Genomic DNA, 25,885 nt, shown 5'->3' with positions numbered 1-25,885 from the left:
CCGGACACGATCGTCCGGGGCCCCAGGTGGATCAGTCCTCGCGACTAGTCGCGGGGCTTCTCCTGCATCTCGTAGGTCTCGATGACGTCCTCGACCCGGATGTCGTTGTAACCGACACCGATACCGCACTCGAAGCCCTCGCGGACCTCGGTGGCGTCGTCCTTGAACCGACGCAGCGACTCGACGTTGAGGTTGCCGGAAATGACCTTGCCCTCGCGGATGAGACGTGCCTTGGTGTTACGGCGGATGATGCCGTCACGGACGATGGAACCGGCGATGTTACCGATCTTCGGCACCTTGAAGACCTCGCGGACCTCGGCGCTGCCGAGCTGGACCTCCTCGTAGATGGGCTTGAGGAGACCCTTGACCGCGGCTTCGACCTCGTCGATGGCCTGGTAGATGACCGAGTAGTACCGGATGTCGACGCCCATGCGGTCGGCCAGCTGGCTGTTCTTGCCCTCGGGCCGAACGTTGAAGCCGACGATGATCGCGTCCGCGGACGACGCCAGGTTGATGTCGTTCTGCGTGATGGCACCGACGCCGCGTCCGATGATCCGGATGCTGACCTCGTCGCCACCGGCGTCGATCTTGAGCAGCGACTCCTCGAGCGCCTCGACCGAACCGGACATGTCGCCCTTGATGAGGAGGAGCAGCTCGGAGCGCTCGCCCTCCTTGATGGCGGACTGCCAGTTGTCGAGGGTGACCCGGCGGGCCGACTTCGCCTGCTGGGCGAAGCGCTCACGCGCCTCACGCTGCTGGGCGATCTGACGGGCCACGCGGTCGTCCTTGACGACCAGGAAGCTGTCACCGGCGCTGGGCACGTTGGTCAGACCGAGCACCTGGACCGGACGGGACGGCTCAGCCGACTGCACGTTCTCGCCGTGCTCGTCGAGCATGGCGCGAACGCGACCGAAGGCGTCGCCACAGACGATGGAGTCACCGACGTTGAGCGTGCCCCGCTGGACCAGGACCGTGGCCATGGAACCGCGACCGCGGTCCAGGTAGGCCTCGATCGCCAGACCCTGGGCGTCCATGTCCGGGTTGGCCTGGAGGTCCAGGGCCGCGTCGGACGTGAGGACGATCGACTCGAGCAGCGCCTCGATGTTGTCGCCCTTGAGCGCGGAGATGTCCACGAACTGGACGTCGCCGCCGTACTCCTCGGCCACGAGACCGTACTCGGTCATCTGGGCGCGCACCCGCTGCGGGTCCGCTCCCTCGACGTCGATCTTGTTGACCGCGACCACGATCGGCACGTCGGCCGCCTTGGCGTGGTCGATGGCCTCGGCCGTCTGCGGCTTGACGCCGTCGTCGGCCGCCACGACCAGGACCGCGACGTCGGTGACCTTCGCACCACGGGCACGCATGGCGGTGAACGCCTCGTGACCGGGGGTGTCGATGAAGGTGATCTTGCGCTCTTCGCCGTCCACCTCGGTCGCGACCTGGTAGGCACCGATGTGCTGGGTGATTCCGCCGGCCTCGCCGCTGACGACGTTGGTCTTACGGATCGTGTCCAGCAGTCGGGTCTTACCGTGGTCGACGTGACCCATGACGGTGACCACCGGGGGACGCGGACGCAGGTCGGCGTCGCCGCCCTCGTTCTCGCCGAACTCGATGGAGAAGGACTCCAGCAGCTCGCGGTCCTCGTCCTCGGGGCTGACGACCTCGATCCTGTACTTCAGCTCCTCGCCGAGCAGCTGAAGCGTCTCGTCGGGCAGCGACTGGGTCGCGGTGACCATCTCGCCCAGGTGCATCATGACCTGGACCAGCGACGCCGGGTTGACGTCGATCTTGTCGCCGAAGTCCGAGAGCGAGGCGCCACGGGACAGACGGATCGTCTGACCGTTGCCGCTCGGGATCTTGACGCCGCCGAAGGACGGGGCCTGGAGGTCGTTGAACTCCTGACGCCGCTGCTTCTTGGACTTGCGGGCACGCCCGGGACGACCGCCCGGACGACCGAACGCACCGGCCGTTCCGCCGCCGCGACCACGGCCGCCGCCACCGGGACGACCACCGAAGCCGCCGGGACGACCGCCGCCGCCACCGGGACGCGGACCCGCACCCGCGGGAGCGCCACCACGGCCGCGGCCACCGCCGCCACCGGGACGACCGCCGCCGCCACCACCGCGGCCGCCGCCAGCGGGCGCCGCCGGACGGGACGAGGGCATGTTCATCGGGCTGGGACGCGGACCGCCGGGTCGCGGAGCGCCGCCGCCACCCGGGCGCGGAGCACCGCCACCGGGACGGGGAGCGCCCGCGGCACCGCCGGGACGCGGAGCGCGCTGCTCGCCGCCGCCCTGCGGACCACCGGGACGGGGGCCCGGACGCGGGCCACCGGCACCGCCGGGACGCGGAGCGCCACCGCCGCCGGGACGGGGGGCGCGCTGTTCGCCGCCGCCCTGCGGGCCACCGGGACGGGGGCCCGGACGCGGAGCGCCGCCGCCGGGACGCGGGGCGGCGGGCTTGGAGCCCATGCCCGAGGCGTTGGACGCGAACGGGTTGTTACCCGGACGCGGGCCCGGACGGGGACCGCCCGGACGCGGGCCGCGACCGCCGTCACGACCACCCTCGCGGCCGCCGGAACGCTCCGGACGGTCACCGCGCTGGGGACGGTCGCCACGCTCGCCGCGGTCGCCACGCTCACCGCGGGCACCCTGGGCGCCAGCGGGCTTGGGGCCGCCGGGACGCGGGGCGTCGCCGCGAGCCGCCTTCGGAGCCGGCTTGGGGCCGGGCTTCGGAGCGGACTCGGGCCGCTCGGCGGGCTTCTCGAAATGCGGAACCGCGGGCTTCTCGACCGGCGCGGCAGGCTTCTCGGCCGGAGCGGCGGGCTTCTCCGCCGGCTCTGCGGGCTTCTCGGCCTTGGGGGCCGCGGGACGCGCGGCCGGACCGGGCTTCGGGCCCGGCTTGGGCGCGGGACCGGGCTTGGGAGCCGCGGGACGCGCCGAACCTTCGGCGGCGGGCTTGGGACCGGGCTTGGGAGCCGATCCACCCTTCTTGCCGCCGTCGGAACCGTTGTTGAAAGCTTCCTGTAGGCGTCGAACGACGGGGGCCTCTATCGTCGAGGACGCCGAACGGACGAATTCGCCCATCTCGTTGAGCTTGGCCAGCACGGCCTTGCTCTCTACACCGAACTCCTTAGCGAGTTCGTACACCCGGACCTTCGCCACACTTCTCCTTCAGCTTCGGTCCGGGACATGGGCTTGTGCCGGACCGTCGTTAGCTCGAGTTACTCATCGCTGCGTACTCATCAGGCGCTCATCGCAATCTCGACCTGCTTCCTCATCGCTACACAACAATGGGCCAGCTCATAAGTGCCGACACAGCACTACACGCCGACCTCGGTCACATCAACCACGGGGCCGGCGCGGACATTCCAACCCTATCCGGAACCGAGTCGCACTCGATCAGGCGGGGGCGTCACCAAGGAGGGACGTCACTAGCGAGACATCCCACCCGGTGGAGCCACCACCGTTCCGGTTCCGGAAGGCACGGGACCATGCTCTGCGCCGTTCGGCGAGCTCCAGGCATCGCCGATCGTGGTGCAGATAGGCGCCGCGCCCCGGACGTCGACCTCGGGTGTCGGGCGTGATGACCGTGCCCACGGCCACCAGCCGCACGAGGTCGGACTGGACTGTCCGCGACCGGCACCCCACGCACGTACGCACGGGGCGGTCAGGACCGTCTCCGGCCACCCTATCGCGTCGGGACATGGGCGCGACCCGATTAACCGGCCGAAGGGGTGTCTTCGTCCCCCTGGACGGTCTCGTCCGCGTCCTCGCCCGGCGCCGGCACGGGGTCGGCGTCGGAGCGGATGTCGATACGCCAGCCGGTGAGGCGCGCGGCGAGACGGGCGTTCTGGCCCTCCTTGCCGATCGCCAGCGACTGCTGGTAGTCCGGCACGATCACGCGGGCCACCCGCGCGGCCATGTCGAGGATCTCCACCGAGTTGACCCGGGCCGGGGAGAGCGCGTTGGCGACGAACACGGCGGGGTCCTCGGAGTAGTCGACGATGTCGATCTTCTCTCCGTGGAGCTCGGCCATGACGTTGCGGACGCGGCTGCCCAGCGGGCCGATGCAGGCACCCTTGGCGTTGACGCCGCCCCGGTTGGAGCGGACCGCCATCTTCGTGCGGTGACCGGCCTCGCGGGCGATCGCGGAGATCTCGACGGTGTGGTCCGCGATCTCGGGGACCTCCAGCTCGAAGAGCTTGCGCACCAGGTTGGGGTGGGTGCGCGAGAGGGTCACCGAGGGGCCGCGGTGGCCCTTGCGGACCTGCACCACGTAGGCGCGCAGCCGCTCGCCGTGGGTGTAGTCCTCGGTGGGGACCTGCTCCTGCGGGGGCAGGACGGCCTCGATCTTGCCGAGGTCGACCAGGACGTTGCGCGGGTCGTTGCCCTGCTGGATGATCCCGGAGACGATGTCGTGCTCGCGCCCGGCGAACTCACCCAGGGTCAGCTCGTCCTCGGCGTCGCGCAGACGCTGGAGGATGACCTGCTTGGCGGTCGAGGTCGCGATGCGGCCGAACCCGGTGGGGGTGCCGTCGAACTCACCGACGACCCCGCCCTCCTCGTCGGTCTCGGAGACCCACACGACCACGTGGCCGGTGGAGCGGTTGAGCTCCACGCGGGCCTTCCTGTCGGGGCCCTCCTCGCGGTGGTAGGCGATCAGGAGGGCGTCCTCGATGGCCTTGGCCACCAGTTCGACGGCGATGTCCTTCTCGCGCTCCAGGCTGCGCAGGACACTCATGTCAATATCCATGGGGCTCCCCCTCTAGTCCGCCGCGTCGGTGTCGGCTTCGCGACGGAATTCCACCTGGACCTTGGCCTTGGCGATCCTGTCGTAGGCCAGGCTGCGGGGGCGGCCCTTGACGTCCAGGGTGACGCCCTGGTCGTCGGACTCGGTGACGCGTCCGGTGAGGTCGCCGCCCTCGACGAGGGAGACCTTCACCAGACGGCCCTGGGAGCGCCGCCAGTGCCGCGGCAGCGTGAGCGGACGGTCCACCCCCGGGGAGGTGACCTCCAGCACATAGGGCTGCTCGCCCATGACGTCGGAGGCGTCCAGGCTCTCGTTGACGGCCTGGCTCACCTCTCCGACGACGTCCAGGTCGACCCCGTTGTCGGAGTCCACGACCACGCGCAGCACCCGGCGTTTGCCCGCGGGTGTCAGCTCGACGGCCTCCAGGTCCAGTCCGGCCGCGGCCAGTACCGGCTCAAGCAGCTCGGCGATGCGCTCGTTGCGCGCCTGCGCTCCCATGCGTGATTAGCCCCTCAAACGGCGAAATCCCGCCCGCTCGGCCGTGTGCCGTGAACGGGGCGGTCCAGCTCTGTACGTAGTCTTCGTCGAATCCGCTCCGTGCCCCCGTGAGGGGAGCTGGAGCGCCGCACGTCGCGTGCGACGGCGGTTGTGGTGCAAGGGTATCCACACCTGAGCGGCGCCCAGGTCGGTACACGCGGACGGGGGTGCCCACGGGTGGGTCTCCGGGTGTCCGGAACACCGTCCTGGCAGGGGGTGTCAGCGCGACCCGGACCCGTCGCCGACCGTGGAAAGATGGGGGCTGACCGCCGGAGACGGCGGTCCTGTCGACGCCGTGGGCACGGGAGGAGAGCGCGTGGACCAGGGGGATGTCAACGGTCGCACCGCGCACGGACTGACGAGGCGGTCCTTGGCGGCCAGGAGCCTCGTGCTGACCGGTGTCGCGGTGACCGGCGCGGTCGCGGGCACTGTCGGGGTGAGCGGTTGTGCCGGGGCCGACTGGTACCCGTTCGACGTGACGCCGGACGTCGCCGTGCTGCGCTCGCTCATCCGCGAGAAGGAACGGGCGATCGTCCGTCACGAGGCCGCGCTGGAGCACGGCACGGGCCCCGCGGAGCTGTTGGAGCGCCTGCTGGAGGACCACCTCACGCACCTGGACGCCCTGTTGGACGCCCTGCCCGAGGGCGTGACCGCGCACGACACCGTCGGGGACGAGGCGGAGCCCCCGGCCCCGGTCGGGGAGGTGGCGCTGGACGCCGTGCCCGACACCGCGGGGCTGCGCGTGCTCGCCGCGGCCGCGACCAGTGCCCGACTCGACCAGGCGGCGGCGGTGACCGATCCCGGGCTGGCTCAGCTCGTGAGCGGGATCGGTGCCTGCGAGGCCGGGCACGCCCATCTGCTCGCGCGTGCCTGAGCGCGGAGGTGGCGGGGCCGCGCGGCGGAGGAAGGCCGAGGAACATCCCAGGGACGTCCGAGCGACGTGATGGCGGAAGGCAGGTAGTCAGGTGAGCGAGATCCCCACGCCCGCGGGGGGCTCCCAGGGACCCGGTACGGATCCGTCACCCTCCGAGGGCGGCGATCCCACCGGCGCGGCCCTGGCGGAGGCCCTGAGCGCCGAGCACGCGGCCGTGTACGGGTACGAGTTCGTCGGCGGCGCCGCCGGGGACCGGACCCGGCGCGAGCGCGCCTCGGCGTCCGCCTACGAGCACAAGGCGCTGCGGGACGCCCTGCACGCCGCCTCGGTCGAGCGGGGTGTCGACCCCCCGGCGGCGCTGGCCTCCTACCCGTTGCCCCAGGGACGCGACGGCGGAGACATGGACGATTTCGCCGTGGAGTTGGAGGAGACGACCATGAGCGCCTACCTGTGGCTGAGCGCGTCGGCCGACACCGAGCTGCGGGTGACCGCGGCGCGCGGCCTCCAGGAGTCGACGGTGCGATCCCTGGAGTGGGGCGCCGAACTCGACTCCCTGCCCGGCTTCGAGCGCGGCTGACCCGAACGGCGCACGCCGTGACCAACGAGAAGGGGCTCCCGCACCGAGTACGCGGGAGCCCCCTTCCTGTCGCTGTGCGGCCCTACTCGGCGCAGGCGGCGACGGTGCTCTCGACGATCTCGCCGACCGGCACGTCAGTACGCTCACCGGTGCGGCGGTCGCGCAGCTCGACCAGGCCCTCCTTGAGGCCGCGGCCGACGATGACCACGGTCGGGATCCCCAGCAGTTCGGCGTCGTTGAACTTCACGCCGGGGGCCGCCTTGCGGTCGTCGACCAGCACGCGCAGGCCGCGGGCCTCCAGTTCGCCGCCGATCCGCAGGGCCTCCTCGACCTCGCCGCCCTTGCCTGTGCCGACCACGTGCACGTCGGCGGGGGCGACCTCGCGCGGCCAGACGATGCCCTTGTCGTCGTGCGACTGCTCGACGACGGAGGCGACGGCGCGGGAGACACCGATGCCGTAGGAGCCCATGGTGACGCGGCGGGGCTTGCCGTCCGGGCCGAGGGCGTCCAGCTTGAACGCGTCGGCGTACTTGCGGCCGAGCTGGAAGATGTGCCCGATCTCGATGCCGCGTGCGGTGTACAGGGTGCCCTGGCCGTCGGGCGAGGCGTCTCCGTCGCGCACCTCGGCGACGTCGATGGTGCCGTCCGGGGTGAAGTCGCGTCCGGCCACGAGGTCGATCACGTGGTGGTCGGTCCGGTCGGCGCCGGTCACCCATGAGGTGCCGGTGGCCACGCGCGGGTCGACGAGGTAGCGCACCTTGTTGTCCAGCAGGGCGCGCGGGCCGATGTAGCCCTTGGCCAGGAAGGTGTTGGCGGCGAAGTCGGCGTCGTCCAGGAGCGCGACCTCGGTGGGCTCCAGGGCGGCTTCGAGGCGCTTGAGGTCGACCTCGCGGTCGCCGGGCAGGCCGATGCCGAGGAGCTCCCACTCCTTGCTGCCGGGGGCGCGGGTCTTGACCAGGACGTTCTTGAGGGTGTCGGCCTCGGTGAAGTCGCGGCCCATCCCGGCGCCGTTGAGGAAGTCCACCAGGGTCTGGATGGTGGCGGTGCCCGGGGTGTGGTGCACCTGGGCCTCGGGCAGCCCCTCCACGGGACGCTCTGCGGGGGCCGGGGTCCGCACGGCCTCGACGTTGGCGGCGTAGTCGGACTCCGTGCTGCGCACGAAGGTGTCCTCGCCGGTGGGCGCGACCGCCAGGAACTCCTCGGAGGCCGAGCCGCCCATGGCGCCGGAGGTCGCGGAGACGATGACGTAGTCCAGGCCCAACCGGTCGAAGATCCGGATGTAGGCGGCCCGGTGCTTGTCGTAGGACTCCTGGAGACCCTCGTCGTCGATGTCGAAGGAGTAGGAGTCCTTCATGTGGAACTCGCGGCCGCGCAGCACACCGGCGCGGGGGCGGGCCTCGTCGCGGAACTTCTCCTGGATCTGGTAGAGCACCACCGGGAAGTCCTTGTAGGACGAGTACTCGCCCTTGACCAGGAGGGTGAAGAGCTCCTCGTGGGTGGGGCCGAGCAGGTAGTCGGCGCCCTTGCGGTCCTTGAGCCGGAAGAGGGTGTCGCCGTACTCCTCCCAGCGGCCGGTGGTCTCGTAGAACTCCTTGGGGAGCAGCGCGGGCAGCAGGACCTCCTGGCCGCCCATCGCGTTCATCTCCTCGCGCACCACGCGGGCGACGTTCTCCAGGACGATCTTGCCCAGGGGCAGCCAGGTGTAGATGCCGGGGGCGGCGCGGCGGACGTAGCCGGCGCGGACGAGGAGCTTGTGGCTCGGCACCTCGGCGTCCGCCGGGTCCTCACGCAGGGTGCGCAGGAACAGGTTCGACATCCGCAGTAGCACGGCCACTCCTCGGTGATCGCGCCCCTGAGGGGGCGCGGGTTGGGTCTTCTGGGGAACCCCAGGCTAGCGCTCCTTCGAGGGGGATCGCGCGTCCGTTTCCGAAGGCTCCCGGCTGCGCCTAACGTTGGGGGATCGCGAGGAGTGAGGCGGGGGCATGGGCAGACGTGTGCGTGACAGGGTCGAGGCCGAGGAGGAGGTCTCGGTGGTGCCGGGGGTCGACCTGCTCGCCGACGCGGACCGCGCCAACTCGTGGTTCCTGCTGGTGGAGGGCACGCCGCAGTCGCACGTGGACCTGTCCGACCCCGGTTACCTCGACTTCTCGTACGTGCGCCGGATCGCGCACGCGGCCGACCTGGTGGCCCCGGAGGGTGAGCCGGTGGAGGCGATGCACCTGGGTGCCGGGGCTCTGACGGTGGCCCGGTACGTGGCGCACAGCCGTCCGGGTTCGCGCCAGCGCGCGGTGGACGTGGACGCGGCACTGGTGGAACTGGTGCGGCGGCGTCTGCCGTGGGACCGCAGGGCGCAGCTGCGGGTGGGCATCGGCGACGCCCGGGACTGGATCGCCGCCCGGCACGAGGACAGCGCGGACCTCATCGTGTCCGACGTCTTCTCGGGTGCGCGGACCCCGGCGCGGCTCACCTCGGTGGAGTTCTACGCGGAGGCGGCGCGGGTGCTGCGGCCGGGGGGCTTCCTGGTGGTCAACGTCGGGGACGGCTACGCGTTGAAGCACACGCGCGCCCAGGTGGCCACCGTGCGTTCGGTGCTGCCGCACGTGGTGATGACCGCCGAGCCGGGTGTCCTGCGCGGACGCCGGTTCGGCAACCTGGTGCTGGTGGCGGGCCACCGGCCGCTGCCGACGGAGGAGCTGGGACGGTCGGCTCACCGGGACCCGGAGATGGCCCGGCTGGTGGGGGGCGAGGACCTGGACCGGTTCCTGTCGGGCCACTCCCCCGTGCACGACGCGGACGCGCGGGACTCCCCCGCGCCGCCGACCGACATCTTCTGAGGTCCGCGTACTCGTCGTGGGCAGCTGGACGCTGGCCGTCACCTGGGGGCTGGTCCTGACCGGCCTGGTCGGCGGCGGTCCGGCCGGACGCGTTCACCGTGCTGGGAACCGTCGCGATTGTCGCGCTGTTCGCGATGGTGGCGGCGATGGTGGCGGCGCTGGCGGCGACCAGCGGGCTGATCGGCCCCATGCTGTCCCGGCACACCTCGGCGTTGGCGATCACCGTTCCGGGGCTGGTGGTGGCGCTGTCGACCGAGCTGCCCGGCATGGACCCTCCCGGGATGGTCGGTGTGTTCGTGTGGTCGATGCTGCTGCCCGTGGTTCCGGTCATGCTCCTGGGCCGGGTTCGGCTCTACCGAATGACACGCCGACCGGCCACGGCGTCGACCCTCTTCACCTGAACTCGACGGTGAAGGCACTGGTCAGCATGGGCACCCCGACGTGTCGGGGGCGCGGCGTCCCTCGGTCATGGAAGGGCAAGGTTCCCGTCTTCGATTGGAAAAGCCGGGCAGCGGGCACTTCCTGGGGCGGGAAACTCGCCCGTGGCGCCGGGTCCGTTCCGGACCGGGTGCGATCGCGCACGGGTGACGGTGTCGAGCCCTTGAGGAGGGACTGTGACCGACCCCCTGACCAGACCGCCGGGCCTGAGCGGATGCGGCTGCGGATCGAGCTGCGGCTGCGGGTGCCAGAACGGTGGCTCCTGCGGCTGTAGCGGCGGCTGCGGCTGACCGGTTCCCAGGCGGGGCCCGCTCGTGCGACGGGTCCCCTCCCCCGACCTGCGGGCTGTCCCTCCCCTTGGGGGCAGCCCGCGCCCCCCATCTCCCCTGGTCTGGCGGCCACGCTCCCAGGGCGGCCCACACCCCCAAGTCGCGACAATACGCGACGAGATGTGTACGCTATGTCACAGTGCTTTTCCTTGGGGGATGAGCCGCTGCGTATCCACCCGTTGGGGGCGATCAGCGATGCCGCCGTTCACGAGACCAGCGACAGGGAGTGTCCACACCTCCGAACACGCCAGGCTGCTCCGGTGTGTGGAGGGCATACTGGAGCGCTCCGACCGGGCGGTGCCCTGGGAGCCGGATACCGTCGGGCTCCCCGACGCCCGCTCCGACAGCGCCCTGGCACGGATCAACGACGTCGCCTTCTACGCCAACGCGCGCAACGAGGTCTCCGCCCTGGCCGGGGTCTGCGTGGACCTGCTCGGCCTGCACAGGCCCGACGAAGGCGACGATCCACGCTGCCAGGGGTGCCGCCTGCCCTGGCCCTGCCCGACCTTCGCCGAGATCTCCCGTCTCCTCGGCTGACCCCACCGGCACCCGCACACGACTCCCCCGGGGAACGGACGACGCCCGCCGAGGCCGGGGCGCGATCCGACTTCGACGGGCGACGGTCGTTCACCTGCCGTCGGGAGCGCCCCACGACCGAACTGTCGGGCACCCCGCCGAGCGAGGCACACCCAGAGGCTAATACTGGAACTCGTTCTACCGCAAGACCAGAACGCCGCTCGGTTTGACCGAAAGATCCTGCGTGCATCACAGCAGAGGACCGTCGCGGACGCGACTGGACCCCTGCAACCTGATCCACTCACCCCGTCCGGGCACCGCGCGGCCCGAGGGAGGGCACGCAGATGAGAACGAGAAGAAGGAAGGGAGGAAGGGAGGAAGGGAGGAAGGGAGGAAGGGAGGGGGAGGTGCCGAGCGGGACCCGCTAGGGGCGGCCGGGGCGACGCGGCCCGGGGAGCGAGCCAGGCCCAGGGGCGGGGGACAGCCCCTGGGTCCGACGGTGTCCGGCGCGACCACCCGTACCCCTGGTGGACGACGAACCCTCCCACACGCTCCGGGGCGCGCCTGCATCACAAACGTTAACGATGCACCGGTCACGCGACCACCCCCCTTCGGGTAACCGGAATGTCTCGATTACCACCGGGGGGATTCCCCACGCACCAGCGCCGACCTGCGATAACTCAGTGCCACCGGACCGTCGCACACGTGCGCGAACACCCCGGCACACGAGAAATCCAGATAAGGACAAACAAAGAAGCCCTCGTCGGCAAAACCGAAACAGGAAACGTTCCCCCGCGACCAACAGAACGGTCGCGGCGGTCGGAGATTCCGACGAGGGCCAGAAGAAAACCTCCCCGAGACCTGCCCGGGGAGTGACCTCAGCTAATCCGTGTGGCCAGCAGATACGCACTCGGCGAATCGGCGTCGACGATTTCCGTCACCCGCCACGCCTGGCCACCGACACTGAACACGTCATTGACGCGGACGTCGATCATGGGCGTGGGCCGCCACTCCTTCGGGCCGCCGATCTTGGCGACCGGCTGACCGTCGTCGTCGGTCCAGAAGCTACCGCCGCCGACGGGCCCGCCGGCGAAGCGGTCGTTGCGCCCGTAACTGATCTTCTCCTGCGCGCCGATCTCGTGGACCACCGTGGATTCAGTCCCAACCGTCTCGAATAACCTGGAAAACGCATCCATTTTAACCCGCGTCCACCAATTAAACAGGGAACCGACGGGTTTGATTAGCGCTTCAGCAGACTAGCCGACAAAAGTAATGCGCGGGCCGGGACTTTGGTCCCGACCCGCGCGAGTGGCGGTTGTGCGAATTATTCAGTCACCGCTCGACGTACCCCGACCGCCCTTGAGCCTGCCCACGAGCGTCTCCAAAGCCGAACTGAACGGGTGGTCGTGCACCATGTAGGTCCAGGTCATCGACGGACGCTTCACGCCGACCGAGCTCACGTCCAGCTCACCGTCCACCACCTCCAGCTCCTCGAAGCTGTCGGCGGCACGGGCCCGGGCCTCGTCCAGGAAGCCCTTGAAGACCGGGACCGCCTCGCGGTTGAACTCGTCGAGCGGGTCGCGCCGTCCCAGGTACCTCAGGTGGATGCCCTCGCGCAGTTCCGAGAGGAACGCGTTGTGGTCGGTCCACCCCCGGTCCAGGTGGTAGAGCGTGATGAGCTTGGCGGCGCTGGCGACCTCGTCGGCGTCCAGCTCCTCCACCAGCTCGTCGTGGCGCTCCTTACGGTCCGCCGCGACGTGCCGGTCCCCCTGCCCGCCGGTCAGGACCAGCTCCCGGTGCTCCAGGACCACCTCGCGCTGCACGTCGATGAGCTTGTTGTAGCGCCAGGTGTTGCGGTGCACCTCCAGCAGCTGGCCCTCGGACACCCGCTGGGCGTGGTCGACCATGGCCAGCCAGCCCTCGTCGGTGATCTCACCGTCAGCGGTGGTCTTGTAGCCGGTGGTCTCGGGGGCGTGGTTCACCAACAGGTCGTCGTCCATGCTGACGAAGAAGATGGAGTCGCCGGGGTCGCCCTGACGCCCGGCCCGCCCGCGCAGCTGGCCGTCCAGCCGGCTGCTGGGGTAGCGGCCGAAGCCCATGACGAACAGACCACCGGTCTCCACCACCCGGTCGCGGTCGGTCATGTCACTGCCGCCCAGCCGGATGTCGGTACCGCGCCCGGCCATCTGGGTGGAGACGGTGATCGCACCGTGGGTGCCGGCCTCGGCGATGATGGAGGCCTCGTCCGCGTCGTTCTTGGCGTTGAGGACCACGCTCTCCAGACCGGCCTGGCGCAGCCGGTCCGCGAGCAGTTCGGATTCGGCGACGTCCTGCGTGCCGATCAGGATCGGGCGCCCCGTCCGGTGGATCTCCTCCACCTTGGCGACGAGGGCGTCCTCCTTCTCCTCACGGGTGGCGAACAGGAGCGTGCCGTGGTCATCGCGGACGTTCGGCTTGTTGGAGGGCACGACCGCCACCTCGAGCTCGTAGAACTCGCGCAGCTGCTCGGCGACGCTCATGGCGGTACCGGTCATCCCGGCCAGCGTGGGGTAGCGCAGGACCAGGGACTGAACCGTGATCGAGTCCAGCACCTCGCCGGTCTCGCTGACCGCGACCTTCTCCTTGGCCTCGACCGCCGCCTGGAGGCCGTCGGGCCAGCGCTGGAGGAGGGCGATCCGACCGCGGGACTCGTTGATCAGCCGCACCTCGCCGTCGCGCACCACGTAGTGCACGTCGCGCTGGAGCAGCACGTGCGCGTGCAGGGCCAGGTTGACCTGGGGCAGCACCGAGGTGTCGTCCTCGGAGTACAGGTCGACGCCGCCCAGGGACTTCTCGACCGCGTCGATACCGGCGTCGGTGAGCTGGACGTTGCGCCCCTCGCCGTCGACCTCGTAGTGCAGGCGCGGCTTGAGGCCCCGTACGACGTCGGCCATCTCGACGTCGGCGGCCACGGCCTCGGCCGCACCGGCCAGGACCAGGGGGACACGGGCCTCGTCGACGAGCACGGAGTCCGCCTCGTCGATGATGGCGACGTGGGGTTCGGGCACCACACGGTCGTCGACGTCGGTCACCATGCGGTCGCGCAGCACGTCGAAGCCGAGCTCGCTGACGGCCGCGTACGTGACGTCGCAGCCGTAGGCCTCCTTGCGCTCGTCGACGGTGGACTCCTCGCTGACGGAGCCGACCGTGACTCCGAGCATGGCGTAGAGGGGCCCCATCCACTCGGCGTCACGCCGGGCGAGGTAGTCGTTGACGCTGAGGACGTGGACCCGCTTGCCGCGCAGGGCGAACCCGGCAGCGGCGAGGGTACCGGCGAGGGTCTTGCCCTCACCGGTGGCCATCTCGGAGACGTGGCCGTCGAGGAGGGCCATCACACCGAGCAGCTGCACGTCGAAGGGGCGCTCGTCGAGGGTGCGCCGGGCGGCCTCGCGGCCGACCGCGCACAGACTCACGAGGTCACTCTGGGAGTAGGGAAGCTCGGCGTAGCCGAGGTCGATGGCCTTCTCCGTCAGCTCGCCATCGCTGAGTTCTCGCAGACCCTCCTCTTCGGCCTCGATCGCCGGCAGGAGCTTGGTATAGGGCCGCAGGTCCACCGCACCGGGCTTGCCCAGTAGGCGGCGGACGCTTTCCGCCATTCGTCCGAACACCACGCCAGGGTAACGCCGGACACAAGCGAATGGTTCCTCTCGGGTACCAGCTTGTCGGCTCCAACGGGGACAGAACGCCCTGGACCAGCGACTCGTGGGGAACCCCGGACGGGTCCGGTCAGTTCACGAGCTGGCGCTGGTGGCGCTGACGCGCTTCCAGGGCCATCCCGTGCTTGACGAGGGTGACCAGGACCTTGACCACGGACCTGCGGTCGCGCGCATCGCAGTAGACCACGGGCACGTCGGGGGTCAGGTCGAGGGCGTCGCGCAACTCGTCGGCGCTGTAGGCGGCCTCGGGATCGAACTCGTTGACCGCCACGACGAAGGGCAGCCGGTACTGCCGCTCGAAGTAGTCCAGGGCCTGGAAGGTGTCCTCCAGGCGCCGGGTGTCCGCGAGGATCACCGCGCCCAGGGCGCCCCGGACGAGGTCGTCCCACATGAACCAGAAGCGCTGCTGGCCAGGCGTACCGAACAGGAACAGGGTCAGGTCAGTGTCCAGGGAGATGCGACCGAAGTCCATGGCGACCGTGGTGCTGGTCTTGTCCGGGGTGTGCGAGAGGTCGTCCACACCAGCGCTGGCCGCGGTCACGGCGGCCTCGGTGCGGACCGGGGGGATCTCCGACACAGCCCCGACGAACGTGGTCTTGCCGACCCCGAAGCCCCCGGCGATGATGATCTTGGTGGACAGCTCACTGGGTGCGTGGACGTTGTTCGTACTGTTAGCTGAGTGGATCACTGTTAGTCCTAGCGAGAGTGCCGGGCCTGCACGGACGGACGGCGCACACGACCCGGGCTGGAGGGGCGCGGCGATCCCGGTTCCGAACCTTCACGGGAAACAGCCGCTACTGGAACTTAACACCGGACAGCACTGGAATCCGGGGTTTCGGCACAGTGGGGGAAGACGTCACATCCCCGGCCACCACGCCCATGCGGGTCGAAACGCAGCAGAAGGGCCCCGAGGGCGGATGTCCACCTCGTGGCGAGGAGTCCGTCGTGTCCGACGGACCGTAGTCAGACAAGCACACTCCTGTACCCCGGCAGGTCGACTTTACGACATTGTGAGAGGCCATTTTCGGCCGCTTTCGGCCGCGCCAATCCCTGTCCGGCACCGGCCCCGCCATCTACGGTGGAGAGCAGGGCACCCGCCTGAGCGCGGTCGCAACGACCTCCTGGCACGAGGACGTGACCACCACGGGACCCTGGCGGCGCCCAGGGGCGCACGACCGACACCGACGTCTCGCTCTTCGACGTCGGCCCGGCCGCACACCCCACCCACGGGCGCCCACAGCCCCACCGGCCCACAACCGTCCACGTGGGCCGGTGGGTCTGGTTGCTGTGTTTTCTTTGCACCTCCGCTTCGCTTCGGTGCGGGGTTCGGCTGTACTTCTTTGGGCCTCCGCTTCGCTTCGGCCCGTGTTCGGTGCCTTTGCAGAGGGATTCTTCGTCGTCGTCCACGCCTGACGCTCGTACCTCGCTAGCGGCTCGACTCCTCCTGCAGAACCCTCTCCGGCACCGAACGAAAGCACCCCCCTTGTGGCTGGGGCGTACGGGCGGGGCTCGCCTGTGGCTGAGCCACCATGGCCGAGGCGAAGGGCCGGGGCTCACACCGTAGGCCGGGCCACCACACCGTCAGTGGCTGAGCCCACCAGGAGTGAGGTGAACGGGCGAGGCTCACACCCGTGAGGGGGCAGGGCAGCACACCGGCTGTGGCTGGGGCGCACGGACGGGACTCCACCTTAACGGGCCCTGGGGTGCGGCTCGGGTGCGTAGGATGGACGGGCACCCTCCCCCTGCGGCGACGGCCGCGGCCCGGGTCGAGGGGCACCTTCCCGAACACGCCGCACACTCCCAAGGGAGCCGAGAACCCCACATGTCCGATCAGCGCGTCGTCCGCCCCACTCCCATCAGCGGTTTCCCCGAGTGGACCCCACAGGTCCGGGCCGTGGAGCAGCGTTGGCTGGACCATATCCGCGCCGGGTTCGAGTCCTTCGGCTTCGCGTCCGTGGAGACCCCCTCCGTGGAGAACCTGGACGTGCTGATGGCCAAGGGCGAGACCTCCCAGGAGGTCTACACGCTGCACCGGCTCCAGGCCGACGCCAAGGACGACTCCGACGCCAGGCTCGGTCTGCACTTCGACCTGACCGTGCCCTTCGCCCGGTACGTCGCCCAGCACTTCAACGAGCTGACCTTCCCGTTCAAGCGCTACCAGACGCAGCGCGTCTGGCGCGGTGAGCGTCCGCAGGAGGGCCGCTTCCGCGAGTTCACCCAGTGCGACATCGACGTCATCAACGTGGACTCGGTGCCGCTGCACTTCGACGCCGAACTGCCCCGCATCGTGCACCGGGTGCTCAGCGGGCTGGACATCCCGGCGTGGACTCTCAACGTCAACAACCGCAAGGTGCTCCAGGGCTTCTACGAGGGGCTCGGCGTCAAGGACCCCATCGCGGTGATCCGTGCCGTGGACAAGCTCCACAAGATCGGCGACGACGGCGTCCGCGAGATCCTTGAGGGCGAGGGCCTGACCACCGAGCAGATCGACCCCTGCCTGGCTCTGGCCCGGATCAGGGGTGCCGGTGTCGTCGAGGAGGTCCGCGCACTCGGTGTGGTCTCCGAACTGCTGGAGGAGGGACTGGAGGAGCTCGCCTTCGTCCTGAACGACCTCGCCGACCTACCCGAGGGCAGCGTGGTCGCGGACCTGTCCATCGCGCGCGGCCTCGACTACTACACCGGGACCGTGTACGAGGCGTCCTTCGACGACGACCCCGGTTACGGCAGCATCTGCGCCGGCGGCCGGTACGAGAACCTCGCCGGGCAGTTCATCCGCAAGCGGCTGCCGGGTGTGGGCATCTCCATCGGCCTGACCCGTATCTTCGCCAAGCTGGTGGCGGAGGGCAGGATCGAGGCGGGCCGGGTCTGCCCGACGGACGTGATGGTCGTGGTGCCCAACGCCGAGCGTCGCGCCGACGCCCTGCGCACGGGCGAGCTGCTGCGGGAGCGCGGGTTCAACACCGAGGTGTTCCACTCCACCGCCAAGGTCGGCAAGCAGATCCAGTACGCCTCCAAGAGGGGCATCCCCTTCGTGTGGTTCCCGCCCTTCGAGGAGGGCGGCGAGCACGAGGTCAAGGACATGGCCAAGGGTGAGCAGGGCACTGCCGACCCGGCCGTGTGGTCCCCCGCCACTTAGCAGGTTCTGGTCCGGCACGGGCGGTTTCCGACCTCCCGTGCCGGAACCGGCCATTCGCGAGACAGCCTCGGGGCCCGGGTGCGAGACTGGGACAGGCTGTACTCCGTGCCGTACCTCAGGCACGGGCCGATTGGTGTCCTAGTTATCGAGGCCATGTCTCCTCCTCGCCACAACCTGCCCCTGTCCGCTGGTGAGTTCATCCAGTTCGTCGGACGTGAACGCGACATCGTCGACCTGAGCCGCCTCATGGGCACGGCCAGGATGATCACGCTGACCGGCACCGGCGGAATCGGCAAGACGCGGCTCGCGCTCCACCTCGCCGAGCGCGTCCTGCGCCGGTTCCCGGACGGTGTGCGGTTCATCGACCTCAGCGAGGCCACCGACCGCGAGCAGGCCCTGCGCGCGGTCGCGGCGGGCCTCCAGGCGGTCAACGGCGACTCCACGACGCTGATGGACGGCGTCATCACGGCGTTGCGCACCCAGCACCTGTTGTTGCTGCTGGACACCTGCGAGCACGCCGTGGGCCCCATGGCGGAGCTCTGCGAGGCCGTACTGCGGGACTGCCCCCGGGTCCGGATCCTCGTGACGAGCCGCCAGCCGCTACACGTGCCGGAGGAGAACATCTGGCGGGTCCCGCCGCTCTCGCTGCCCGCGCGGCCCACACCGACCGATCCCTACGCGGCGGTGCCCGCGCCGATCCCCCGGCGGGACGCCCAGCGGTACGAATCGGTGCGCCTGTTCCTCACCCGGGCCCACGCGGCGCGTTCCGGGTTCGAGATGACCCGCGAGAACTCGGGCTACGTGGCGGAGATCTGTCGCATGCTCGACGGCATGCCGCTGGCGATCGAACTGGCGGCCGCCCGGGTCCGGGTGCTGTCGGTCCAGCAGATCCTGCGCCGACTGGACGACCGCTTCCAGCTCCTGACCAGTGACGGCACCGGCCATCTCCCGGCACGCCAGCGGACCCTGCGAGCCGTGCTGGAGTGGAGCCACGACATGCTCAGCGACACCGAGCGGCTGCTGCTGCACCGGTTGTCGCTGTTCTCCACCTGGTACCTGGAGGCCGCCGAGGACGTGTGCTCGGGCGAGGGCGTGGACCCCACGGACGTGCTCTCCCTGCACTTCTCCCTGCTGGACAAGTCCCTGGTGGTGATGGACTCCGAGATCAACGGGACCGCGCACTACCGGCTGACCGAGACGGTGCGGGCCTACGCCGCCGAACGCCTGGGCGCCGACAGCGATCGGCGCTGGGACCGCTACCTGCGGTTCACCGTGGACCGGCTCGAGGAGGCGGCCAAGAGCTCCGCCACCTCGCAGACCTGGGACGAGTGGCTCGAGCGGCTGCGTATGTACGACCACCACCGGGAGAACCACTCCCGGCTGGTGGAGTGGGCGCTGTCCCACGGGCGCGTGGACGACGCCCTGCGGGTGTGCGTGGCGCTGCGGGCCTACTGGCTGATGCGGGACCTGTCCGCGGAGGGCAGCCGGCTCCTGGAGCGGGTGCTGTCGCACCAGCCCGACGACCAGGCGCCCTCGCTGCGCGCCAGGGCCCTGGCCCTGCACGCGGAGCTGCGCCTGGACGTGGACCCCGCTGCCAGGGTCGACACCCTGGCCTCCTGCGCACTGGAGGCCGCGCGGGCCTGCCGCGCACCGATCGCCGCCGCCTCGGCCCTGACCACCCTGGCGACGCTCACCATGCGGCTGGGTTCCCTGGAGGAGTGTGAACGGCAGGCGGCCCGGGCCCTGGACTGGGCCGGCCTGTCCGGTGACCCCATGACCGAGGCGAGCACGCGGGGCGTCCTGGCCGAGTTGGCCCGGCGTCGGGGCGCCACCGGGGAGGCCGTCGCGCACCTGGAGGAGAGCGCCACCTCCTCGCGGGGGCTGGGCGACCGCTGGAGCGAGGCGCGCGCCCTGTACGGGCTGGGCACCATCGCCGCCGAGGCCGACGACCACGACCGGGCCCGGGAACTCTTCTCCGAGGCCCTTGAGGTCTTCGTCGAGCTGCCCTCCGATCCCTACGCCGCGCGGTGCGCCGCGGACCTGGGCCGCCTGCACCTGGCGGCACGGGACACCCTGTCCGCGCGGGAGCCGCTGGGCCGGTGTCTGCGGGTGAGTTTCACCTCGGGTCGCCGGATCGCGGTGGCCGAGGCGCTGGAGGCCCTGGCGGAACTGGCGCTGGCCGAGGAGGAGCCCACGCGGGCGGCGGCCCTGGCCGGGGTGGCGGCCGACCTGCGGACGGCGCTGGACCGGCCGTCGGCCGAGACCGTCCGCCTGCGGTCGGCGGTGGAGCGGAGAGTGGGCACGGGGCGGGCCACCGAGGCTTGGAACGCCTGGCGCCCGCTCCCGTTGGAGCAGGTGCGCGACCGGGCCCTGGCCTTTCCCCGCCCGCCCACGCCCCGACTGTCCGGACCGGAATCGCTGACCCCGCGGGAACGGGAGATCGCCACGCTGGCGGAGAGGGGTCTGTCCAACCGGGAGATCGCGACCCGTCTCACCATCAGTCAGGCCACCGCCGCCCGCCATATCGCGAACATCTTCAGAAAACTCTCGATTTCGTCAAGGACGCAGTTGACCGGCTGGGCTTCACCGAGAGAACCCGGCTGAACCGAGGGTGTTCGTGCCGAAGCACTTGCACAGTGCGCGTGCACCCGCTAAACCAGAAAGCCCAAGCCACTTCGCCCACCTCGATGACGTCAGCCCCCGCCCCTCCTCGTATCCTCCGTGGTGAGAACACCCCCAACAGCCCCTACTTGTGAAGGCCATGGCACCTTTGACCGCGCCAGCGCGGCACAATCTCCCCCTGCCGGGCACCAGTTTCGTGGGTCGGGAGCGAGATCTCAGCGATCTGCTCCGCCTGCTCGGTTCCAGCAGGTCCGTCACCCTCTGCGGCGCGGACGGCATCGGCAAGACGCGCCTGGCCCTGCGCGTGGCCGAGCAGTCCACCGTCTCGTTCCCGGACGGGGTGTGGATCGCCGATCTCACCGACGTGCGCACATCCCTGGAGGTGCACGCGCGCATCGCGCAGGCGGTGGGGGTGGTCGAGGAACCCGGGCTGCCGCTCGGGGCGACCGTGACCGAGGCGCTGCGGGACCGCAGACTGCTGCTGGTACTGGACTCCTGCGAACACATCGCGGACGAGGTGACCGCGGTCGGGGAGACCCTGCTCACGGAGTGCCCCGCCGTGTCGGTGCTGCTGACCAGCGAGGTTCCGGTGCGGCTGACCGGGGGCACGGTGTGGCGGGTGCCCGCCATGGCCCTGCCCGTGGTCCCGCGCAACGCCCCTCCCCCGGACCCGGCGGACGCGGAGTCGGTGCGGCTGTTCATGGACCGCGCCCGTGCGCGCGACCCCCGGTTCACCGCCACGGGCCCCGAGCTGGATGCCGTGGCGACCCTGTGCGACCTGAGCGGTGGGGTTCCGTTGGGGATCGAGGTGCTGGGCGCCCGCGCCCCGGAGGAGGGCATCGCCGCGCTCACCGAGGGACTCCGCGCCCACCTGGCCTCCCCCGTGTTCCAGCCCGGACCCGGACAGGCCGTCTCGCGCAGCGATGTGCTGCCTTTGGTTCTGGACTTCGTGTACCGGGGCCTGCCCGAGCCCGAACGCGTGCTGCTGCGCCGTCTGTCGGTGTTCCGGGGGTGGGACCTGGAGCTGGCCGAGCAGGTGTGCGCTGACGAGTCCCTGCCCGAGTCGACCATCCTCGACCTGCTGACGTCGCTGCTGGACCGCTCCCTGATCACCGTCACCGGCGAGTTCGAGGGCCGGGTGCGCTACCGGCTGCCCGAGGCGGTGCGCCGGTTCGCGCAGGAGCGGCTGGTCGCCTCCGGCGAGTCCGAGTCGATCCAGGAGCGTCTGCTGACCCGCATGCTGCGTCTGGCGGAGGACCTGGGGCAACGGCTGGAGTCAAGCCGTTCCATGCCGTGGTCCGAGCGGGACTCCGGACGCCAACGGGTGATCGCCGAGTACGACACGCTCCGGTCCCTGCTGCGTTGGTCCCTCCAGAAGGGCGCCGCCGAACCCGGGCTGCGGCTGTGCGTGAGCCTGGTGGCCCACTGGGTGAGCCACAACAACTACTCCGAGGGCGCGCACTGGATGGACCGCCTGCTGGCGCTGGAGGAGAGCGCGAAGGCTCCCTCCCGGGCGCGGGCGCTGGTCGGCCGGGCCCAGTTGGCACGTGTGCGCCGGGACCACGCGCTGGCTCTGGAGGCGGGCGAGGAGGGGCTGCGGTTGTGCCGCGAGGCCGGTGACGACGCGTTCGTGCGCACCTGCCTGAGCCTGCTGGCCCTGGTGGAGGTGCGTGAGCGCAACCTGGACCGCGCGTCGGTCCGGGTGGAGGAGGCCCTGCGGCTGTGCCGTGAGGCCGGTGACCTGTGGGGCGAGGCGATCGCCCTGGGCTGCCGGGCGGCCCTGGTGTGCCAGCAGGGCGACTACCCCACCGCCGACCACCACTACAACGCCGCGCTCGCGCTGCTGCGGGGCATCGACCACCGGTGGGGGGTGGGGGTGACCCTGATCAACCAGGCCCGGGCCGCCGAGATGAACGACGACCTGATCACCGCCGACCGCTGTTACCGGGAGGCGCTGGACACCCAGCGGATGATCGGCGCGGTGTCCGAGGAGGCGCGCTGCCTGGCCGGGATCGGCCGGGTGGCGCACGCGCAGGGGCACACCAGTCAGGCCTACGACTACCTGAGCGAGGGGCTGCTGCTCAGCCACGCCAGCGGTCAGCGCGCCGAGGCCGCCCGGAGCCTGGTGTCCCTGGCCCGGGTCGCGTTCGGTTCCGGGCTGCGCGAACCCGCCTGCCGCCTGGCCGGCGCCGCCACGGCGCTGCGCTCGCGAGTCGGTCTGCCCGAGCGGGAGGCCCCGTGGCCGTTCACGGACGAGGAACGGGGCCGTCGCCGCCGCCGTCAGTTGGTGGGCTGGTGGGAGCAGGGACACGCCCTGAGCCAGTTCGAGGCGGTGCGTGAGGCGGAGCTGTTGGCCGAGGAGAGCCGTCGCCCGGCTCCCCGACGCCGTACGCGTCCCCAGGCCCCGGCCGCCGCCCCGAAGCCCGCGCCCGTCCCTCCCTCACCGGAGTCGGCCAGCCCCGGGAAGCTGCTGACCCGACGGGAGCTGGAGATCGCCCAGTTGGTGAGCACCGGCAAGAGCAACCCCGAGATCGCCCGGACCCTGTTCATCACGTCCTCGACCGCGGCCAGACACGTGGCCAACATCAACCGGAAGATGGGCTTCAACTCCCGCACACAGATCGCCGCTTGGATCAAGCGGCACCGGACGGGCTGACCCGGTCTCGCCCCGACCCCGCGCGCACTGCCGGTCCGGGGCTTCGCGCGGGTGGTGTAGTTCTCGCGCGACCACGAATCTACATATGCATGTGCATGGCCATATGCATGTGCATATTGCCATGAACGCGCTAGGGTCAAAGCCATGGGACTTCGAGCTCTCGGCACTGTGCGAACAGGGCTCGGCCGGTCCCAGAAACGGCCGTCGGATCCCGGGCCGAACACCGGGGAACCGACGTGCCGTCGGTACCGGGTAGTCTCCCGGAACCGGTGGGCAACCGCGCTGGCGCGAGGGGAAACCTGGGGAGGTCCCTCGCGGCGAACGTCCGGCGCGGCGCTTCCGGGCTCGCCACGTGGAGGGGGCGTGACGAGCCCGGGTAGCGGGCCCACATGGAGACCGTTCGAGTGGGGGAACGCATGGGGGCAGGACTGACTTCAGGAACCGGACGACCCGGCCGTCACCTGCCGCGTCGGGACGACCCGATCGGCTCGCTCACCGGTGGGCTGTGTGAGCGGCTGCGGCTGCGGAGCGCGCGCGGTGGGACGATCCGGGGCGCGTCCGGACGGATCGACGCACTCACCTTCGCGGCCACGGTCGAGCAGGCCGCCGCGGGGCTGAGTCGTCGTGGGATGTGCCTCGGGGACGTGGTCGGCGTGTTGGCGCCGGTCTCCCCTGACCGCTTCCTGGCCTCGTACACGGTGATGGCGGTGGGCGGCCGGGCGCTGACGGTCTCCCCCGAGTCCGATCTCCGCACCCAGTGCCGGGCCCTGGCCGAGACCGACGCCCGGTTGCTGATGGTGAGCGAGGAGCTGGCCGAGCGGGGGCTGGAACTGGCCGAACGGTCGCGGGTGCGACAGGTGATCACCTTCGGTTCCGCCCTGGGCACCACCCCGTTCAGGGAGCTGCTGCTGCCCAGCCCGGACGGGAACGGGTACAGCCCGGCGCGGGGCCTCTTCGACAACGGGCACCTGGGGTACGAGCCGGTCGGGGACGACATCCTCACCACCCTGCACACCCACCACGACCTGCTGGCACGATTCGCGGAACTGCGCGGTGAACTGGCGCTGACCGCCGACGACGTCGTCGCGGTGGGCGAGTCCGGGGACGAGGCGACCAGACTGGCCCTCGTGGCGCTGGCGCTGTGGACCGGAACCTGCGTGGTGGCGGGCGAGGACTGCCCGCCGCCCGAGGGGCGCCGGGTGACGGTCACGTGCGACCCCGTCCCCACGCGGATCCACCATCCGTGGCCCGACGTCGCGAGCTAGGACGCCGCGCTTCGAGGGCGGTGCGCCGGGCGGTCACTGACGGGTCGGTGCGCCGCCCGTGTCGCGTTGGTCGGACTTCGTGGCGCCCCTCGACGGCGTCACGCCCGTTCCGGCTGTCGACCGAGGCTCGTTCCGGCGCCACCGCGGGCGCACCCGAGGGCTCCGTGTGCCCGTGAGCGCGCTCCAACGCGCTCCGGATGGCACGGGAGCGCACCCCTGGGGGTCGAGTGTCTCCGGCCACCCCGAAGCCCTCCCGGGCCTCTCAGGCGGTCTCGCTGACCGCGTTCCCGCCCGACTCGTCATCGATCTCGAACCAGGTCACGTGCGTGGCCTCGCTCCAGTACTCACCGCTGCGCGTGGCGCAGCTGTCGACGATGAACTTGCCACGCCCGAAGTCGTCGCCGTCCTCGCGGGTGTGTCCGCCGTGCGTGTCCACCGGGTCGCGCTCGCCCTGGTCGGCCACGGCCACCCGGAGCCTGTTCGCGTCGGAGCGGATGAACAGCGTCATCACGCCCCCGCTCTGCCCCGAGCGCGAGTGGAGCAGGGCGTTGGTCGCCAGCTCGCTCACGGCCAGTTCCGCGTCGTCAAGGGCCCCGTCGCCGTGCCCGTTCCTGGTGAGGAACTCACGGACCCGCGCGCGGATGGACCGCACCGCGGTCAGGTTCCCCGCACAGCTCCACACGGTGTGGTCGGTGACCCCACCCGTGAGATCTCCGACGTCGATCCGTGGTGCGGTCGACGTCGCGGCGTCCGGGGCCTCCGCGGGCACGTAATCCCGGAGTTGCCTCGCCTCAGCCATCCGGTCACTCCAATCACCCGCGACGGGCGCGCGGGTTGCGCCGCCTGCACTCACCTTAGACAAGGGTGTGCCGGGTCCAGAACAGCACACCTGAGTTCCCCGCGCCGGGGATTGGCCACAAAACCCCGTCCCGTGTCCTCCCCGATGTGGACAAAGGAAACAGCTCGGCCCCCTGGACCGGCCATGTGACGTGCAACACCCATGCAACACTCGGGCAATGCCCTGGCCGCATCCGGCCGTGTCCGACACCAAGGCCCTCCCCTGAGACCGTGGGGAGCTGCGGCCACGGCGCCGCGTTCATCTCACCCCAAGGGTGTCACCCTACGTGATCGAGCGCCTGGGAAAGACGGAAAATATGCGACTAAACGCCACGTTTTCACTACTCACAGACAACGATGAGGACACAACAGGGAGCGCCGAAAACGCGCTTGGGACCCCTACCACGGCGCGGACGGTGCCCGCACACGGACACGCGGGACGCCCTCCGATTCGACCTGAAACCCCCAGGCCACAGCAGGATTCACCGGCCCCTCAAACACCATCCCGGACAGACCGTAAGAAATGTCCGGGACGCCTTCGAGAGTGCCCCGACCTCGTTTGACGCTTCCTGTAGTGCGAACAAGTATCGATTGGGGCCGATCCCGACAATCCCTACCGGGGGCACCCCCCAGCCACCGTCTGTCACCAGGGTCCCGGCCTCTCCGAAGTTTCCGTACCCACACGAGGTGTCCCCGTGCCAGCCCAGTCCGAAGACCCCACCACCGCCCTGAACCACCTCACCTCCCGCCGTTCCCTCCTCAAGGCCGGAGCGGCCGGCGCGGCCGTCGCCCCGGTCCTGGCCGCCTGCGGCGGCGG

Annotated in this window: 18 protein-coding genes; 9 read left to right on the top strand and 9 right to left on the bottom strand. The window is 70.7% G+C overall.

Annotation, left to right across the window (positions count from 1 at the left end; translation table 11 throughout):
• Positions 1 to 44 precede the first annotated feature (44 nt).
• From infB to rimP, 4 genes are all read right to left on the bottom strand, one after another.
• Positions 45 to 3,164, bottom strand: coding sequence for a translation initiation factor IF-2 (gene infB / locus D452_RS29390; RefSeq protein ID WP_083927438.1), 3,120 nt, complete (start codon positions 3,162 to 3,164; stop codon positions 45 to 47).
• Positions 3,165 to 3,401: 237 nt separating this feature from the next.
• On the bottom strand, positions 3,402 to 3,707 hold the full coding sequence (locus D452_RS29385; protein ID WP_083927437.1) for a YlxR family protein: 306 nt from the start codon (positions 3,705 to 3,707) through the stop codon (positions 3,402 to 3,404).
• A 13-nt stretch (positions 3,708 to 3,720) separates the two neighbouring features.
• Positions 3,721 to 4,743, bottom strand: a complete 1,023-nt coding sequence (gene nusA, locus D452_RS0102765) for a transcription termination factor NusA (protein ID WP_017542628.1) — start codon at positions 4,741 to 4,743, stop codon at positions 3,721 to 3,723.
• Positions 4,744 to 4,767: 24 nt separating this feature from the next.
• Positions 4,768 to 5,250: a ribosome maturation factor RimP gene (gene rimP / locus D452_RS0102760; RefSeq protein ID WP_017542627.1), complete on the bottom strand. Its 483-nt coding sequence runs from the start codon at positions 5,248 to 5,250 to the stop codon at positions 4,768 to 4,770.
• A gap of 355 nt (positions 5,251 to 5,605) precedes the next feature.
• On the opposite strand from rimP, the gene D452_RS0102755 reads away from it, so the two are divergent.
• Together D452_RS0102755 and D452_RS0102750 are read left to right on the top strand one after the other, a co-directional pair.
• Complete coding sequence (locus D452_RS0102755; RefSeq protein ID WP_017542626.1) at positions 5,606 to 6,163, top strand: hypothetical protein; 558 nt, start codon at positions 5,606 to 5,608, stop codon at positions 6,161 to 6,163.
• A gap of 91 nt (positions 6,164 to 6,254) precedes the next feature.
• The gene (locus D452_RS0102750) at positions 6,255 to 6,740 is read left to right on the top strand and encodes a ferritin-like domain-containing protein (RefSeq protein WP_017542625.1); all 486 of its coding nucleotides are present in this window, start codon (positions 6,255 to 6,257) and stop codon (positions 6,738 to 6,740) included.
• Between the two features lie 82 nt (positions 6,741 to 6,822).
• On the opposite strand, the gene D452_RS0102745 is transcribed toward D452_RS0102750, so the two are convergent.
• Entirely contained in the window at positions 6,823 to 8,556 is a 1,734-nt protein-coding gene (locus D452_RS0102745) for a proline--tRNA ligase (protein ID WP_017542624.1), read from the bottom strand.
• Between the two features lie 166 nt (positions 8,557 to 8,722).
• On the opposite strand from D452_RS0102745, the gene D452_RS0102740 reads away from it, so the two are divergent.
• From D452_RS0102740 to D452_RS0102730, 3 genes are all read left to right on the top strand, one after another.
• Positions 8,723 to 9,574 carry a spermidine synthase gene (locus tag D452_RS0102740; protein ID WP_017542623.1) on the top strand — a complete coding sequence of 284 codons (852 nt, stop codon included), beginning with the start codon at positions 8,723 to 8,725 and terminating at the stop codon, positions 9,572 to 9,574.
• A gap of 98 nt (positions 9,575 to 9,672) precedes the next feature.
• Positions 9,673 to 9,975, top strand: a complete 303-nt coding sequence (locus D452_RS27600; RefSeq protein ID WP_017542622.1) for a hypothetical protein — start codon at positions 9,673 to 9,675, stop codon at positions 9,973 to 9,975.
• 630 nt (positions 9,976 to 10,605) lie between these two features.
• On the top strand, positions 10,606 to 10,878 hold the full coding sequence (locus D452_RS0102730) for a hypothetical protein (RefSeq protein WP_017542621.1): 273 nt from the start codon (positions 10,606 to 10,608) through the stop codon (positions 10,876 to 10,878).
• 857 nt (positions 10,879 to 11,735) lie between these two features.
• Here D452_RS0102730 and D452_RS0102725 read toward each other — a convergent pair.
• From D452_RS0102725 to D452_RS0102715, 3 genes are all read right to left on the bottom strand, one after another.
• Positions 11,736 to 12,005, bottom strand: coding sequence for a DUF6406 domain-containing protein (locus D452_RS0102725; RefSeq protein WP_026128913.1), 270 nt, complete (start codon positions 12,003 to 12,005; stop codon positions 11,736 to 11,738).
• Positions 12,006 to 12,185: 180 nt separating this feature from the next.
• On the bottom strand, positions 12,186 to 14,492 hold the full coding sequence (secA2, locus tag D452_RS0102720) for an accessory Sec system translocase SecA2 (protein ID WP_026128912.1): 2,307 nt from the start codon (positions 14,490 to 14,492) through the stop codon (positions 12,186 to 12,188).
• Positions 14,493 to 14,622: 130 nt separating this feature from the next.
• The gene (locus tag D452_RS0102715) at positions 14,623 to 15,240 is read right to left on the bottom strand and encodes a GTP-binding protein (protein WP_017542618.1); all 618 of its coding nucleotides are present in this window, start codon (positions 15,238 to 15,240) and stop codon (positions 14,623 to 14,625) included.
• Positions 15,241 to 16,374: 1,134 nt separating this feature from the next.
• Here D452_RS0102715 and hisS point away from each other — a divergent pair.
• The 4 genes from hisS to D452_RS0102695 all read left to right on the top strand — a co-directional run bounded on the left by hisS (position 16,375) and on the right by D452_RS0102695 (position 24,231).
• Positions 16,375 to 17,688, top strand: a complete 1,314-nt coding sequence (gene hisS, locus D452_RS0102710) for a histidine--tRNA ligase (RefSeq protein WP_017542617.1) — start codon at positions 16,375 to 16,377, stop codon at positions 17,686 to 17,688.
• Between the two features lie 153 nt (positions 17,689 to 17,841).
• The gene (locus D452_RS0102705) at positions 17,842 to 20,292 is read left to right on the top strand and encodes an ATP-binding protein (RefSeq protein WP_017542616.1); all 2,451 of its coding nucleotides are present in this window, start codon (positions 17,842 to 17,844) and stop codon (positions 20,290 to 20,292) included.
• Between the two features lie 166 nt (positions 20,293 to 20,458).
• The gene (locus D452_RS0102700) at positions 20,459 to 22,966 is read left to right on the top strand and encodes a LuxR C-terminal-related transcriptional regulator (RefSeq protein WP_017542615.1); all 2,508 of its coding nucleotides are present in this window, start codon (positions 20,459 to 20,461) and stop codon (positions 22,964 to 22,966) included.
• A gap of 416 nt (positions 22,967 to 23,382) precedes the next feature.
• The gene (locus D452_RS0102695) at positions 23,383 to 24,231 is read left to right on the top strand and encodes an AMP-binding protein (protein ID WP_040693010.1); all 849 of its coding nucleotides are present in this window, start codon (positions 23,383 to 23,385) and stop codon (positions 24,229 to 24,231) included.
• Positions 24,232 to 24,493: 262 nt separating this feature from the next.
• Here the strand turns inward: D452_RS0102695 and D452_RS0102690 are convergent, their stop codons facing one another.
• Positions 24,494 to 25,030, bottom strand: a complete 537-nt coding sequence (locus D452_RS0102690) for an ATP-binding protein (protein ID WP_017542613.1) — start codon at positions 25,028 to 25,030, stop codon at positions 24,494 to 24,496.
• Positions 25,031 to 25,885 lie beyond the last annotated feature (855 nt).

It is taken from the genome of Nocardiopsis prasina DSM 43845 (assembly GCF_000341265.1).
Lineage (GTDB): Bacteria > Actinomycetota > Actinomycetes > Streptosporangiales > Streptosporangiaceae > Nocardiopsis > Nocardiopsis prasina.
The sequence above is the reverse complement of the archived record's forward strand: the minus strand, read 5'-3'. Positions and strand labels throughout refer to the sequence as shown.